Below are 12727 nucleotides of genomic sequence, written 5' to 3' on the forward strand. Positions count from 1 at the left end.
TCTCCCTCGCGGGAGGGGGGTGTTTCAGCGCAGGTGCAGCCCGCCCATGTTGCGCAGCACGCGCGGCAGTTGGTAGCGCAATCCCTCCAGCAACGGGTGCGTGGTCCGCGGGCGGAGCGCCTGGGGCAGGGCCTGGCCCTGTTCGAGCTGGCGCGCGATCGCCGGGCCCGCCAGCATCAGGCAGAGCGCCGGGACGATGCACAGCCCCACGGGCACCACCGTCGCGCCCACCAGGTGCAGCGCGCGCCGCGCCGCCGAGGGCCGCCCTGGCACCGCCGCCAGCGTGCTCAGGCACCCGGCGAACAGCGCGCCTCCGAGCAGCCCCAGCAGCGCCGCCAGCAGCCAGCTCGCCCCGCCCAGCACCGTGCCCAGCACGGGCTCGACGACGCCGGGCGCCGACGCCGCCAGCAGGAAGGCGAAAAAGAAGGGCGTCAACGCCACCAACGCCACCAATCCCCACTGCCGTCCCTCGAGTCTCACCATCCCCACCACCTCCCCAAGGCAAGGGTGGGGCGGGGCTCCCGGGCCGCCAAGTCCGTCAGGTGGCGATCCGTTCTATGCATCGCACTCCGGCGGCAGATCGGTGAACGTCCCCAGCGTGCCGAGCCGGAGCGCCCCCTTGTCGCTCAGCGTCCCCTCGACGGGGGGCTCGTTCGGGAAGCTCACCCGGAGGGTGCGTCCCTGGAGCGTGTAGGTGCCCGTCCGCTTCCGGGTGGTGACGCGTTGGGTCTCCTCGTCGAAGCCCGTCCGCTCCACCACCACCCTCCGGGCGTCCGGGAAGGTGAGCTTCTCGCGGGCCATCCCCGCGTCGAGCTTGAACCACGTCACCCGGCGCAGCAGCTTGGGCACATCGGCCTCGTTCTGGGGGGACAGGCCCAGCAGGCGTTGCCAGCCCAGGGTGTCGCGGATGGGGTCCAGGTCCGCGTCCTTCTTGGCGCGGGCGAGCCGGCGGGGATCCAGCTCGACCGAGCGCGTCAGCCGCTCGACGATCGTCTCCCGGTAGGCCGAGTGGTCGCAAATCTTCCCCTGCTTGCGCAGCACTCCCAGGGTGGCCGCCACGTTGTAGTGGGCCAGGGCCAGCTTCGGGTCCGCCTGGGCCGCGGCCTCGAACTTCGCCAGGGCCTCGGGGTACTGGCCCGCCTGGTAGAGGCGGAATCCCTGGGTGTTGAGGGTGCGCGCCGAGGGGGCGGGCGCGGCGGACAGCAGGAGGGCGAGCAGCAGCGGGAGGGCGTCCATGTCGTCTCGACGAGGGGGGGAAGGTGGGGATTCAGCGTACCGCGTAACAGGTTGCGCGTTGTCAGGCGGGGGGGCGGGTGATAGGGCTCCCGCGCCATGGCGAACGTCAACTATCCACTCGATTTCGAGCGCCCGCTCATCGAGCTGGAGAAGAAGATCGGCGAGCTGAAGACGCTCTCGGAGAGCGGCTCGGTGGATTTCACCTCGGAAATCTCCAAGCTGGAGAAGAAGGCGAAGAAGCTCCAGACGGAGATCTTCAGCGACTTGTCGCGCTGGCAGGTGGTCCAACTGTCGCGTCACAGCTCGCGGCCCTACTTCCTGGACTACGTCCAGTACCTGTTCACGGACTTCCTGGAGCTGGCCGGGGACAGGCACTTCGGGGAGGATCCGTCCATCGTGGGCGGCTTCGCGCGCTTCGACGGGCAGGTGGTGATGCTCATCGGCCACCAGAAGGGGCGCGGCACGAAGGAAAACATGGTGCGCAACTTCGGCATGCCGCGCCCGGAGGGCTACCGCAAGGCGCGCCGGCTGATGGAGCTGGCCGAGCGCTTCGAGAAGCCCATCTTCACCTTCGTGGACACGCCGGGCGCCTACCCGGGCATCGGCGCCGAGGAGCGCGGCCAGGCCGAGGCGATCGCCGTGAACCTGGAGGTGATGAGCCGGCTCAAGGTGCCCATCGTCTCCACGGTGGTGGGCGAGGGTGGCTCCGGTGGGGCGCTCGCCATCGGCGTGGGCAACCGCGTGCTGATGCTGGAGAACAGCATCTACTCGGTCATCACTCCCGAGGCCTGCTCGTCCATCCTGTATCGCGACACGACCAAGGCGGAGAAGGCGGCGGACGCGCTCAAGCTCACGGCGCGCGATCTCATGGGGATGAACATCATCGACGAGATCATCTCCGAGCCCGCGGGTGGCGCGCACCGCGATCACGCCAAGGCGGCGCAGAACGTGGGGCAGGCGCTGCGCAAGCACCTCGACGAGCTGTCGGGCCTGTCTCCGGACGACCTCGTGAGGGATCGCTACGAGCGCTTCCGCAAGCTCGGCGTGTTCTCCGGGCGTTAGCCTCACCGTGCCGTCTCCAGGAGAGAGCCCCTCAATGAGTTCCAGACCCTTCATCGTGGCCATTGACGGACCGGCGGGCGCGGGCAAGTCCACCGTGTCCAAGGTGCTCGCGCGCCGCCTGGGCTTCGCCCTGGTGGACACGGGCGCCATCTACCGGTGCGTGGCGCTCAAGGCGCGGCGCGAGGGGATCGCTTTCGACGACGACGCCAGCCTGGGCACGCTGCTGGCGAGCGTGCGCGTGTCCTTCGAGGTGGTGGGCGAGGACAACCACGTGTTCCTGGACGGCGAGGACGTGTCGGAGGAGATCCGCACGCCGGAGAACTCCATGGCGGCCTCGCAGGTGTCGAGCCGGCCCGTGGTGCGTGAGGGGCTGCTGTCGCTGCAGCGGCGCCTGGCGCTCCAGGCGCCCAAGGGCGCCATCCTCGAGGGCCGGGACATCGGCACGGTGGTGTTCCCGGACGCGGACGCCAAGTTCTTCCTGGAGGCGGATCCCGACATCCGCGCCCGGCGCCGCTTCGAGGAGCTGTTCCAGAAGGGCGTGGAACGCGCGCTGCCGGACGTGCTGGCCGATCAGGTCAAGCGCGACCAGGATGACGCTTCCCGCGCCGTGGCACCGCTCAAGCCAGCGGACGATGCCCGGCGGGTGGACTCCTCGCTGCTGCCGCTGTCCGAGGTGGTGCGCACGTTGGAGCAGGAGATCCTCGCGCGCATGGCCCGGCGCTGAGCGCCCCGCCTACTTGCGGCGGGGCCGGGAGAACCAGCCCATCAGGGCCTCGAGGGCGCGGCGGTCCGCGTCGTCGAAGGTGGCCTTGTGCTCGGAGTCGATGTCGAGCACGGCGATGAGCTCGCGCTGGGGATTGTAGACAGGCACGACGATCTCCGAGGCCGAGCGGCCATCGCAGGTGATGTGGCCCGGGAAGGCGTGCACGTCCTCGACGATGACGGTGCGGCCCTCGGCGGCGGAGGTGCCGCACACGCCCTTGCCGAAGCGGATTTCCAGGCAGCCGAGCGTGCCCTGGTAGGGGCCCACGCGCAGCAGCTTGCCCGGCTCCACCACGCGGTAGAAGCCCGTCCACAGGTGGCCGAAGGCGTGGTGCAGCAGACAGCTCATCGTGGCCATGGCCGCCACGTCGTCGTCGATGCCCTCCAGGACGGCCTCGACGTGTTGGTGCAGCTCGGCATAGGCCTCGGCCTTGGGCCGGCCACGCAGATCCAGGGTCACTTCCGCCATGGTGTGGGCTCCTCGATACGGTCGCCGGAGGGCGTCCCTCCAGGCGGTGCGTAGATTTATCCTGAAGCCCTCTTCGCCGCGACTCCGAACACCGTGACAACGGGGGGGCGGCGCGGGCCGCGCGCGAGGCGGATGGCCCTACTCGAAGATGGGGACGGAGTCGTCCCGGGTCTCCTTGCTGGACTTGGCGGCCCGGGTCGGGCGGGCGGGCTCCGCCGCGGCGGCCTTCAGCGGCGTCATCGTCACGCTCACGTCCTGTGCGTCCGACACCTCTCCGGTGAAGTCCAGCTTGAGCTTGCGCTCCTCATACTGGGCCATGCGGAAGGTGAGCTCGCGCACCTGGCTGCGCGGGAGCTGACGATCCAGCGGCGTCGTGCCGATCTGCACGTCCCCGTCGAACACGCTGGCACCCGCGGGAGTGGAGCGGATGTGCACCAGGAGCATGCCGTTGTCGGCGGGACGTGACGTGGCGGGACGTGACGCGGCGGGACGTGACGCGGCGGGCTGCGACTTCGCCGCGACGGGGGCCGACGCGTCCGGGGCGGGCTTGGAGGGCCGCAGCGCGACGACCGCTCCGGCCGTGGCGAAGAGCACCAGCGACGCGACCGCGATGGAGATCTTCTTCACCGACCACTTGAAGGGTACTTCCTCGGGAGCGGGGGCCGGAGCGGCCCGGGACGGGTTCGTCCTCGGGCGCATGCCCGGCGTGGTGGCGCCCACGCGGGAGACGCCTCCCCCGACGATGCTGGGCTGGCGCGACCCCGGCGCCGCGTTCCTCACGGCGGAAGGCTGGCCCGCGCGGGAGCCGGAGGCGGGCGTGCCACTCCGGGCGCCCGAGCCCGGCTTGGGACGCACGGCGCTCGCGGAGGAGCGGCTGCGCGACCCACTGCGCTGGCCGGCCTTGCTCCTGCTGCCACCGCCCGCCGCCTCGGGCGAGGAGTTGGTGGGCAGCGCGTCGAGCTGCTGCGCGGACAGCGGCGCTACCGCTTCCATCATGGCCTCGATGAACTCCTCGGCGCTCTGGTAGCGGTCCTCCTTCTCGGGGGCGAGCGCGATCTGGAAGAACTCCTCCAGGGCCTGGGGCACGGGCGCGCCCTGGCGCTTGGAGGCCACCGTGGGCACCGGCTGCGTCAGGGCGGCGGTGAGCGCCTTGCGCACCGAGTTGGCCCCATAGGGCGAGGTGCCCGTGAGGCAGTAGTAGAAGACGCCGCCCATCGAGTAGAGGTCGGAGCGGTGATCCACGTGATCGCCACCGGCCTGCTCGGGCGGCATGTACTGGGGCGTGCCGAGCACCTGGCCGGTGGTGGTGAGCTGCTGCTCCTCCTCGATCTCCAGCGCCTTCACCAGACCGAAGTCCAGCACCTTGACGAAGTCCCGCCCGTCGAGCTGCTGCACCATGATGTTGTGCGGCTTGATGTCGCGGTGGACGGCGGCCTGCTCGTGCGCGTGGGCGAGGCCCCGGCACGCCTGCTCGATGACGTCCACCGCGCGGCGCAGGCTCATGGGGCCATCGCGCTTGACGAGCTCGCGCAGGCTCTCGCCCTCGAGCAGCTCCATGACGTAGTAGCAGGTCCCGTCCTGGGAGCGGCCGAAGTCGTAGATGGTGATGACGTTGGGGTGGCGCAGCCGGCTGGCGACCTCCGCCTCGCGCCGGAAGCGCTCGAAGAACTGGGGCGCGGCGGCGAGCGAGGGGTTGAGCGTCTTGACGGCGACCGGACGCTGCACGGACGTCTGCGTGGCGCGGAAGACCATGCCCATGCCTCCCTGGCCGAGCACGTCCTCGATTTGGTAGCGGCCATCGAGCACCTGCCCGATGAGCGCCATCTGGGAGCCGCCGCAGAGATGATCGGGACCGTCTGTGCTGCCGCAGTGCTGACAGGGGGAAGCCATGGGGTCGCGAGTATAGGGGAAGCCCGGAGGCCGGGGGCAGGGGGAGTGGCGGGGATCCCGCATGGATTCCGGGCCGCTGGGGAGGCGGGCAGGCAGAATCAGCCGTTCCCGTCCGAGCGGCGGGCTGTTACATCCCCGGATCCGCCATGAGCCTCGTCATCGCCCAGGACATCAGCCTCTCCTACGGGAAGAAGGTTCTCTTCGATTCTGAGAGTTTCACGCTCGGCCCCAAGGACCGTGTGGGCCTGGTGGGCGCCAACGGCACCGGCAAGAGCACGTTGATGAAGATCCTCGCCGGCGTGCAGCACCCGGACTCGGGGACGCTCACCTACCGGCGCAAGTCCCGGATTGGCTACCTGCCCCAGGAGCTCGCGGGACTGCCCGAGGGCTCGGTGGTGGACGCGGTGATGAGCACCGTGCCCGGCCGGGACTCGCTGGAGGCGCGGCTGCGCGACACGGAGGCGGCGCTCGCCGCGGCCAGCTCCGAGGAGGAGCAACTCGAGCTCTCCCAATCGCTCGCGGACCTGCACGCGGAGCTGGATCACTTCGAGGAGCACTACGGCCGGCACCACGCCGAGCGCATCCTCAAGGGCCTGGGCTTCCGGGAGGCGGATCTGGCCAAGCCCACGGGGGCGCTCAGCGGCGGGTGGCGGATGCGCGCGGCGCTCGCGGGGCTCTTGCTCCAGGATCCGGACCTGCTGCTCATGGACGAGCCCACCAACCACCTGGACGTGCCCACCCAGGCGTGGTTCGACGGCTTCCTCAAGCGCTCGAACAAGGCCGTGGTGCTCATCTCCCACGACAAGGACTTCCTCAACCGGCAGGTGGGCCGCATCCTGTCGCTGGAGCTCGAGGGGCTGCGCTCGTACGTGGGCAACTACGACACGTACAAGCGCCAGCGCGCCGAGGAGAAGGAGCAGCTCAAGGCCCAGGCCGAGAAGGTGGAGGCGCGCAAGGCGGAGCTGCAGGGCTTCATCGATCGCTTCGGCGCCAAGGCCACCAAGGCCCGCCAGGCGCAGAGCCGCGCGAAGATGCTCGAGAAGCTCGAGGACGTGCAGGTGATCGAGGAGCGGGCCACCATGCGCTTCCGCTTCCCGGAGGTGGAGCGCTCGGGGCGAGACGTGGTGACGCTCGAGGGCATCCAGAAGCGCTACGGCGAGGCGGTGGTGTACTCGGGGCTGGATGCGCGCGTGGAGCGCGGCCAGCGCATCGCGGTAGTGGGCGCCAACGGCGCGGGCAAGACGACGCTGTTGAAGATCGTCGCGGGCGAGCTCGCGCCGGATGGCGGCACGGTGAAGCTCGGGCACAACGTGGTGATGGGGTATTACGCGCAGCACCACGGCGACAAGCTCGACAAGCGCAACACCATCATCGAGGAGGTGCGGCCCCTGGCGGCGGACAAGCCGGAGAGCTTCGTGCGCGGGGTGCTCGGCTCGTTCATGTTCTCGGGCGATGACGTGGACAAGCCCGTGGGCGTGCTCAGCGGTGGAGAGCGGGCGCGCGTGGCGCTCGCCAAGCTGCTTCTGGTGCCCTCCAACCTGCTGCTCATGGACGAGCCCACCAACCACCTGGACCTGGACTCGACGGAGATGCTCATCGAGGCGCTCCAGGGCTACGGCGGCACGCTGCTCTTCGTGTCCCACAACCGCGCGTTCGTGAACGGGTTGTCCACGCACGTCTGGGACGTGGTGGGCGGCAAGGTGGAGACGCACCCGGGCAACCTGGACGACTACCTCTACCACCAGGAGCAGCGGCGCCTGGCGCTGGAGGCGGAGGGTGGGGGCGACAAGCCAGCGGAGAAGGGCGCGGCGGCGGGACTCTCGGAGAAGGATCGCAAGCGCCTGGAGGCCGAGGCCCGGCAGCGGCGCAGCGTCGTCGAGGGCCCCATCAAGAAGGAGATCGCCAGGCTGGAGGAGGCGATCGCGAAGCTGGAGCAGGCGCAGAAGGAGCGGGAGACGCAGCTGGCCGACCCGGTGCTCTACAACGACTTCGCCAAGGCCAAGCCGCTCATGGACGCCCACCGCGACGGCAAGAGCGAGCTGGAGCAGCTCTACGCGCGGTGGGAGACCGCGCAGGAGAAGCTCGCCGAGGCGACCGCCTCGCTCTGAGGCGGAGCGCCCGGGCGGGGCTCAGTGGTTGCGAACCGGGGTGGCATCGTGCCGGCCCCAGCCGCCTCCACGCGGACCGTCATGGTCCCGGCCGCGAGGACCATCATGGTCCCGGCCGCGAGGCCCGGAATCGTGGTCCCGGCGGGGGCCGTCGTTGCGATCCCGCCAGGGGCCATTGGGCCGTGAGTCGTGGTGGCGCGGCCCGCGATCCCAGTCCCGATCCCGGTAGTAGGGGGGCGGGTTGTGGCGGGGCCCGTGGCGGTACCCGTACGGCCGACTCCAATGGAACATCGGGTAGCGGCGCCAGGTGTGCACGAAGTAGCTCGGCCGGCCCCAGCCCACGGAGATCCGCGCGTACCGGTACTCCGGCACGACGACGCGGGTCGAGCCATGGATCGCCCAGCCCCCGCCCACGAAGTACCAGGAGGGACCGCGACGCACCCAACGCGGCGTGACGAAGACGAGGTCCGGACGGGGCGGGGCCATCCAGCTTCCAGCCACCCAGGACCAGTTGACCCCGGACCAGTACCAGTAGCCGGGGGCCCACGTGTAGGAAGGCGCGGGCGCGGGGGGCGGCGTCTCCATCTGGGGCGCCGGAGGAGCCTGGGAGGCGACGACCTCCTCATTGGTGACGGCGATGGGAATCTCCACCTGCGTCGAGCCGGGCCGAGCCCAGCCACCGGAGATCCACCGCCAGCCCGAGCCCTCCTGCTGCCAATAGCCGTTGATGAACTGGTAGCCCGGCATGGAGGCGATCCAGGTGCCCGGATTGAAGCGCCACTCGTTGCCATCCCAGTACCAGTGGCCGGAGGCCCACACCGCGTCGCGGAAGGGGCGGGCCGTCTGCACCTCGTTGGGCAGGGCCGGAGGCGCGTAGGGGGCCAGGGGGCCCGTCTCCTCCTCGTAGGCGTCCTCCTCGTCGTAATACCCCTGCGAGGCGTCCTGCGAATAGGAGGGCGCGGTCTGCCCGTGAACGACGGGGGCCGCCAACCCGATCATCAGACACATCCACCACCGAGGAGTCATGACGCTCTCCAATCCATTCGGTCCTGGCCCGTCGTCGCACGAACGGAGCGTGCCCGGGCTTGGAATCTGTGGAGGTGGAGACGTCCGTCACCGCGGAGTATTCATGCCACCTCGTCCACCCACCCCATGGCCATCCTTTCCCCTGGAGGCAACCCCCTCCGGGCGGACGGGCAGGGGGATGGAGCGCGGACTGTCCAGGGTGGTAAACGCGGGCCTCAAAGGGCCCGGCGTCGGAAGGGGAGGGCGCGCCCGAGCAGCAGCAGCCCGCCGAGCACCAGGGCCGTGGGCCCCAGCCAATCTCCCCAGGCCACCAGGAGGGTGGTCAGCCGCGGCGGGGGTGGCACGCTCAGCGTGAGGCTCGCGCGGTGGTCATCGGGCACCTCGGTGAGCACCTCGCCCGTGGCGCTGATGAGGGCGGAGATGCCCGAGTTGGTGACGCGCACCTGCGGCAGCCGCGTCTCGATGCTGCGAAATGCCGCGTGCATCAGGTGCAGCTTGGGCCCGGGCGTCCCCTGGAACCAGGAGTCGTTGGACAGCGTCACGATGAGCTCCGCGCCCCGCCGTGCCTCCTCGGCCACGTAGCCGGGGAAGATGGACTCGTAGCAGATGAGCGGCGCGATGATGAGCCGCCGGCCCTCGCGCAGGGTCAGCTCCAGCGCGCGCGGTCCCGGCCCGCGCTTCCAATAGCCCGTCCACGGCAGACGCTCGCGCAGCCACGGCGAGTCGAGCGACTCGGGCACCCACTCGGTGAGGGGAAAGAGCATCGTCTTACGGTAGGCCGAGCGCGTCAGCTCCCCCCCACGTCCCGGTCCCACGAACACGGCGGCGTTGTACTCGCGCTCCTGCTCGAGCTCGTAGGTGCCGAAGAGCAGGGGCACCCGGCGCTCGGAGATGAACCCGGAGAGATCCGCGTCGAACTCGGCGCCCGCCTCGCTCTTGGGCGAGCCGTACGTCGTCGGGTACACCGTCTCGGGCCAGATGAGCAGATCCACGCCCCGGTCCTGGAGCAGCTCGTCCGAGAGCCGGTAGTGCGTGTCGAGGATCATCCGCACCACCTCGTACATGCCCGTCTCCGCCGCGAGCTTGTCGTACTTGGTGATGTTCGCCTGGACGACGCCCACTTCCAGGGCGGGCTCGCGTGCCGTCTCCCGTGCCACCTGCCAGATCCGAAGCCGCCCATACCCGCTCCCGGCCAGGACGAGCACCGCCAGCACGGCCAGCGGCACCGCCACGCGCCGGGGGGCCTCCCGCGCCGCGAGTGCCTTGCCCGCGGCGAGCACGCACTCGTTGCCGATGAGCAGCAGGAAGGTGAGCCCGTGTGCTCCGGCGAGGTCCGCGACCTGCCGGAGGGACTCGGAGGCATAGAATCCCTGGCCCAGGGTCTCCGCGAAGAGCTTGGGACACAGCCACTCGGTGCCCACGTACACGAGGGCGCTCGTGAGGGTGATGCGCCAGAAGCCGAGGGGCTCCTGGGTGGTGCGCCGCAGGTGGTGGCGCACGAGCGCGAAGAGGATGAACTGCGACTCCATGAGCGGCGCCAGCAGAAGCACGGCGAGCCAGCACACCGCGAGGGGCGCCTGGGAGTAGCCGTGCAGGGCCTCGGGGAACCAGCCGAAGATGGCCGCGGTGAAGGTCATGGCGAGCGCCGTGCCCGCGAGGACGGCCTCCTTCCCGGAGCGCGTGCGATCCAACACCCACAGCCAGGGGACGAGCTCCACCCAGCCGAGCGCCACCCACCGCGCCTCCAGGCGAGCGAACCACGCGAGGAGGGCGGTACTCGCCAGGATGCCGAGCAGCGCGGGCCCCCACCGCCCCGCGCGTGCCGCCCACCCGCTCATGGCAGGGGCTCCACTCCTTCGGGCCCCTCGGGAAGCTCCAGGACTTCCAGGGGCATGCCCGGGGGCGCCAGCTCCATCGGGACGACGCGGTTGGCGGGCAACTCCACCGGCTGTCCATTCGAATCGGTCGGGTGGTAGTCCGGATGGAACATGAGGATGGCCTTCACCGGCTGCCCATCATCCGTGGACTGGTAGTGGCGCACGTAGCCGGGGGGCAGCTCGAAGCCCTCGGGCACGACGAGGCCCTGCTTGAGGGGCTTGGTGCCCTGTCTGTACAGATGGACGCCATCCGAGGGTTCCGGGGGCTCGTCCGGTGGCGTCACGGGCTCCGGAGCGGACGGGGCCTCGGCATGGGGAAGGGGCGCGGGCGCGTTGCCCATGCGGGGTGGCGGCGGTGGTGGACGGGTCGCCGTGACGCGCGTGGGCGCGACCCGCTCTGGCGTGGGGGAAGGGTCCTCGGGCCACAGCAGCCACGCGCACAGGGCCGCGCAGCCGGCGGTGAAGCCGAGTGCCAGCCAGATGAGCCAGGTGCCCTGGGACGTATTCTTCTTCTGGATGCGGGTCACGCCGTCACCATCGACGTGCCGCTCATAGGTAGGAGGCCGCGAAGCCATTCTCGCCCCTGTTCTTCGGGCCCCGTATGCTACGGACCCCTCGCCTTCCGGGCAATCCGTCCCCCATGTCCTCTCCGCACGCCGATGCCGCCACGGCGCCCGCCGCTCCGCGTCAGGCCACCCTCCCGGGCTTCCCCGTTCGTGCCTGGACGGCGCCGCAACGGCTCGCCGACGCCGTGCTCCAGGCCCTGCTCGTGGCCGCTGTGCTCGCCGCCGCGGTGCTCGTCCTCGTCTTCACCTTCACCGGGGATGCCAACCCGATGCCTCCGCCTTGGGCCGGTGTGCTCGCGTTGCTCGCGCTGGGCCTGTATGGGCTCCTCCGCCTGTCGCGCTGGCGCTCGGCCGCCACCCTCCAGGTGGAACCCGAGCGGCTCGTGCTGGAGCGCCGCGGGGACCGGTTCGAGATTCCCGTGTCCTCGGTGGAGTCCGTTCGCGGGTGGCGGTTGCCGCTGCCGGGCGTGGGGCTCGTGCTGCGGATGCGCTCGGGGAGGAACTTCCAATACGGTGTCCAGGTGGAGGATCCGCTCCCCGTGCTGGAGGCGCTCGGCCAGGAGCAGGCCCAGGCACGCGAGGAGGCGCGGCATCCGCTCACTGCCTTTGCTCACGCCCGGGCGACGGTGCTGCGTCCGGGGGCGCTCCTGCTCGCGTTCAAGTTCCTCCTGTTTCCCCTCATCCCCGGCGGCATCATGTTCCGGGCCAATCAATACATCACCTACGGCGGGCCGTTCGCGCAGTACCGCATGTATGGGCTGGCGCCCTACCTGCAAAGCTTCTTCACCTATTGGGTGTACTTCGCGGCGGCGCTCGTCGTGTACGCCGCGATCCTGCGCGTGCCCACGGAAGCGTTGGCCCTGGGGGGAACGTGGTTGTCTCCACGCCACGCGCGAGGGATCCGGCGGTTCGTGGAGATCACCTGCGCGCTGCTCTACTTCGTGGGCTCCCTCGCGCTCCTGGCGGTGCAATTCCTGGCGTGACGTCTCCACTCACGGGGCGCCGAAGTGACGACGCAGTCCCCGCTGGCCCGCTGGCGTGACGATGAGTCCGCGCGAGTCGGGTTGACGCTCGACCCAGCCCAGCGCGAACACGCGTGAGGCGAGCGCCGCCCCCAGTGCACCGGCGAGGTGATCCCTCCGTTCGCTCCAGTCGAGACAGCGGTGGGCGAACTGGCGCCGCTGTTCTCGCAAGGGGGCCACTTCGATTCCAAACGCCTCGAACCACTCCTCACCGCTCGGCGTCAGCGCGAAGGCTCGCCGCCGCAGGGAGAGGTGTCCGCTTCGCAGGAGCGCATCGGTGATGCCCATCCCGAGCCGTCCAGCGAGATGGTCATAGCAGTAGCGCGCGGCCCGGAGATTCTCCGGCGTCGCCGAGGCGCGAGGCGCCCGGACCGCCACCGTCATCAGTGCTTCCACCATGCGCGCCACGGTGGGCGTGGCGAGCCGGAACACCTTGTTGCGCCCCTGCCGGGTCGAGCGAATCAACCGGGCGTGCTCCAGCCGCCGGAGGTGAACCGTCGCCGTCGCGGGGCTCACGCCGGTGCCGAAGGCCAATTCCTTGGCGACGAGGGGCCGGCCCTCCATGAGCAATTCCAACATCCGGATCCGCGTGGCATCCCCCACGGCGCCCGCCAGCTCCGCGAGGTCCGGTCCCGCGTTCATCGTTCGTTCCATGACGAACCATTTCCTAGCACATGGAGGAGTCAGGAAGGGCAGTGTGTCGCAGGCG

The 12727-nt window shown here is 70.4% G+C and carries 12 protein-coding genes; 4 read left to right on the forward strand and 8 right to left on the reverse strand.

The genetic code is table 11. The features are described from left to right. Nucleotides 1-24: 24 nt before the first annotated feature. Nucleotides 25-483: a hypothetical protein gene (locus F0U63_RS19135; protein WP_395847366.1), complete on the reverse strand. Its 459-nt coding sequence runs from the start codon at nucleotides 481-483 to the stop codon at nucleotides 25-27. 72 nt (nucleotides 484-555) lie between these two features. Then, complete coding sequence (locus F0U63_RS19140) at nucleotides 556-1236, reverse strand: tetratricopeptide repeat protein (protein WP_395847367.1); 681 nt, start codon at nucleotides 1234-1236, stop codon at nucleotides 556-558. A 96-nt stretch (nucleotides 1237-1332) separates the two neighbouring features. Here F0U63_RS19140 and F0U63_RS19145 point away from each other — a divergent pair, with 96 nt between their 5' ends. Together F0U63_RS19145 and cmk are read left to right on the forward strand one after the other, a co-directional pair. Then, entirely contained in the window at nucleotides 1333-2298 is a 966-nt protein-coding gene (locus F0U63_RS19145; RefSeq protein ID WP_395847368.1) for an acetyl-CoA carboxylase carboxyltransferase subunit alpha, read from the forward strand. A 34-nt stretch (nucleotides 2299-2332) separates the two neighbouring features. After that, on the forward strand, nucleotides 2333-3022 hold the full coding sequence (gene cmk, locus F0U63_RS19150; RefSeq protein ID WP_395847369.1) for a (d)CMP kinase: 690 nt from the start codon (nucleotides 2333-2335) through the stop codon (nucleotides 3020-3022). Nucleotides 3023-3031: 9 nt separating this feature from the next. On the opposite strand, the gene F0U63_RS19155 is transcribed toward cmk, so the two are convergent. Next, complete coding sequence (locus F0U63_RS19155) at nucleotides 3032-3529, reverse strand: GAF domain-containing protein (RefSeq protein WP_395847370.1); 498 nt, start codon at nucleotides 3527-3529, stop codon at nucleotides 3032-3034. A gap of 138 nt (nucleotides 3530-3667) precedes the next feature. Beyond that, nucleotides 3668-5419: a serine/threonine protein kinase gene (locus F0U63_RS19160; protein WP_395847371.1), complete on the reverse strand. Its 1752-nt coding sequence runs from the start codon at nucleotides 5417-5419 to the stop codon at nucleotides 3668-3670. Between the two features lie 146 nt (nucleotides 5420-5565). Here F0U63_RS19160 and F0U63_RS19165 point away from each other — a divergent pair, with 146 nt between their 5' ends. Continuing rightward, nucleotides 5566-7527 (forward strand): ABC-F family ATP-binding cassette domain-containing protein, encoded by a 1962-nt coding sequence (locus tag F0U63_RS19165; protein ID WP_395847372.1) that lies wholly within the window; start codon nucleotides 5566-5568, stop codon nucleotides 7525-7527. 21 nt (nucleotides 7528-7548) lie between these two features. Here F0U63_RS19165 and F0U63_RS19170 read toward each other — a convergent pair whose 3' ends face one another. The 3 genes from F0U63_RS19170 to F0U63_RS19180 all read right to left on the reverse strand — a co-directional run bounded on the left by F0U63_RS19170 (nucleotide 7549) and on the right by F0U63_RS19180 (nucleotide 11005). After that, nucleotides 7549-8553 carry a hypothetical protein gene (locus F0U63_RS19170; protein ID WP_395847373.1) on the reverse strand — a complete coding sequence of 335 codons (1005 nt, stop codon included), beginning with the start codon at nucleotides 8551-8553 and terminating at the stop codon, nucleotides 7549-7551. Nucleotides 8554-8768: 215 nt separating this feature from the next. After that, complete coding sequence (lnt, locus tag F0U63_RS19175; RefSeq protein WP_395847374.1) at nucleotides 8769-10391, reverse strand: apolipoprotein N-acyltransferase; 1623 nt, start codon at nucleotides 10389-10391, stop codon at nucleotides 8769-8771. Further along, nucleotides 10388-11005, reverse strand: a complete 618-nt coding sequence (locus F0U63_RS19180) for a hypothetical protein (protein WP_395847375.1) — start codon at nucleotides 11003-11005, stop codon at nucleotides 10388-10390. The genes lnt and F0U63_RS19180 overlap by 4 nt, the downstream gene beginning before the upstream one ends. A gap of 65 nt (nucleotides 11006-11070) precedes the next feature. Between F0U63_RS19180 and F0U63_RS19185 the strand changes: the two genes are divergently transcribed. Next, nucleotides 11071-11979 (forward strand): hypothetical protein, encoded by a 909-nt coding sequence (locus F0U63_RS19185; RefSeq protein WP_395847376.1) that lies wholly within the window; start codon nucleotides 11071-11073, stop codon nucleotides 11977-11979. 9 nt (nucleotides 11980-11988) lie between these two features. Here the strand turns inward: F0U63_RS19185 and F0U63_RS19190 are convergent, their stop codons facing one another. Further along, the gene (locus F0U63_RS19190) at nucleotides 11989-12672 is read right to left on the reverse strand and encodes an ArsR/SmtB family transcription factor (protein ID WP_395847377.1); all 684 of its coding nucleotides are present in this window, start codon (nucleotides 12670-12672) and stop codon (nucleotides 11989-11991) included. Nucleotides 12673-12727 lie beyond the last annotated feature (55 nt).

The sequence above is a fragment of the Cystobacter fuscus genome (assembly GCF_044360685.1).
GTDB classification, from domain to species: Bacteria; Myxococcota; Myxococcia; order Myxococcales; family Myxococcaceae; genus Cystobacter; species Cystobacter fuscus_C.

Coding starts and splice junctions, on each gene's coding strand:
- F0U63_RS19165 (WP_395847372.1), top strand. CDS start 5,566: ATGAGCCTCGTCATCGCCCAGGACATCAGCCTCTCCTACGGGAAGAAG.
- lnt (WP_395847374.1), bottom strand. CDS start 10,391: ATGAGCGGGTGGGCGGCACGCGCGGGGCGGTGGGGGCCCGCGCTGCTC.
- F0U63_RS19140 (WP_395847367.1), bottom strand. CDS start 1,236: ATGGACGCCCTCCCGCTGCTGCTCGCCCTCCTGCTGTCCGCCGCGCCC.
- F0U63_RS19155 (WP_395847370.1), bottom strand. CDS start 3,529: ATGGCGGAAGTGACCCTGGATCTGCGTGGCCGGCCCAAGGCCGAGGCC.
- F0U63_RS19170 (WP_395847373.1), bottom strand. CDS start 8,553: ATGACTCCTCGGTGGTGGATGTGTCTGATGATCGGGTTGGCGGCCCCC.
- F0U63_RS19160 (WP_395847371.1), bottom strand. CDS start 5,419: ATGGCTTCCCCCTGTCAGCACTGCGGCAGCACAGACGGTCCCGATCAT.
- F0U63_RS19135 (WP_395847366.1), bottom strand. CDS start 483: ATGGTGAGACTCGAGGGACGGCAGTGGGGATTGGTGGCGTTGGTGGCG.
- cmk (WP_395847369.1), top strand. CDS start 2,333: ATGAGTTCCAGACCCTTCATCGTGGCCATTGACGGACCGGCGGGCGCG.
- F0U63_RS19180 (WP_395847375.1), bottom strand. CDS start 11,005: ATGGCTTCGCGGCCTCCTACCTATGAGCGGCACGTCGATGGTGACGGC.
- F0U63_RS19185 (WP_395847376.1), top strand. CDS start 11,071: ATGTCCTCTCCGCACGCCGATGCCGCCACGGCGCCCGCCGCTCCGCGT.
- F0U63_RS19145 (WP_395847368.1), top strand. CDS start 1,333: ATGGCGAACGTCAACTATCCACTCGATTTCGAGCGCCCGCTCATCGAG.
- F0U63_RS19190 (WP_395847377.1), bottom strand. CDS start 12,672: ATGGAACGAACGATGAACGCGGGACCGGACCTCGCGGAGCTGGCGGGC.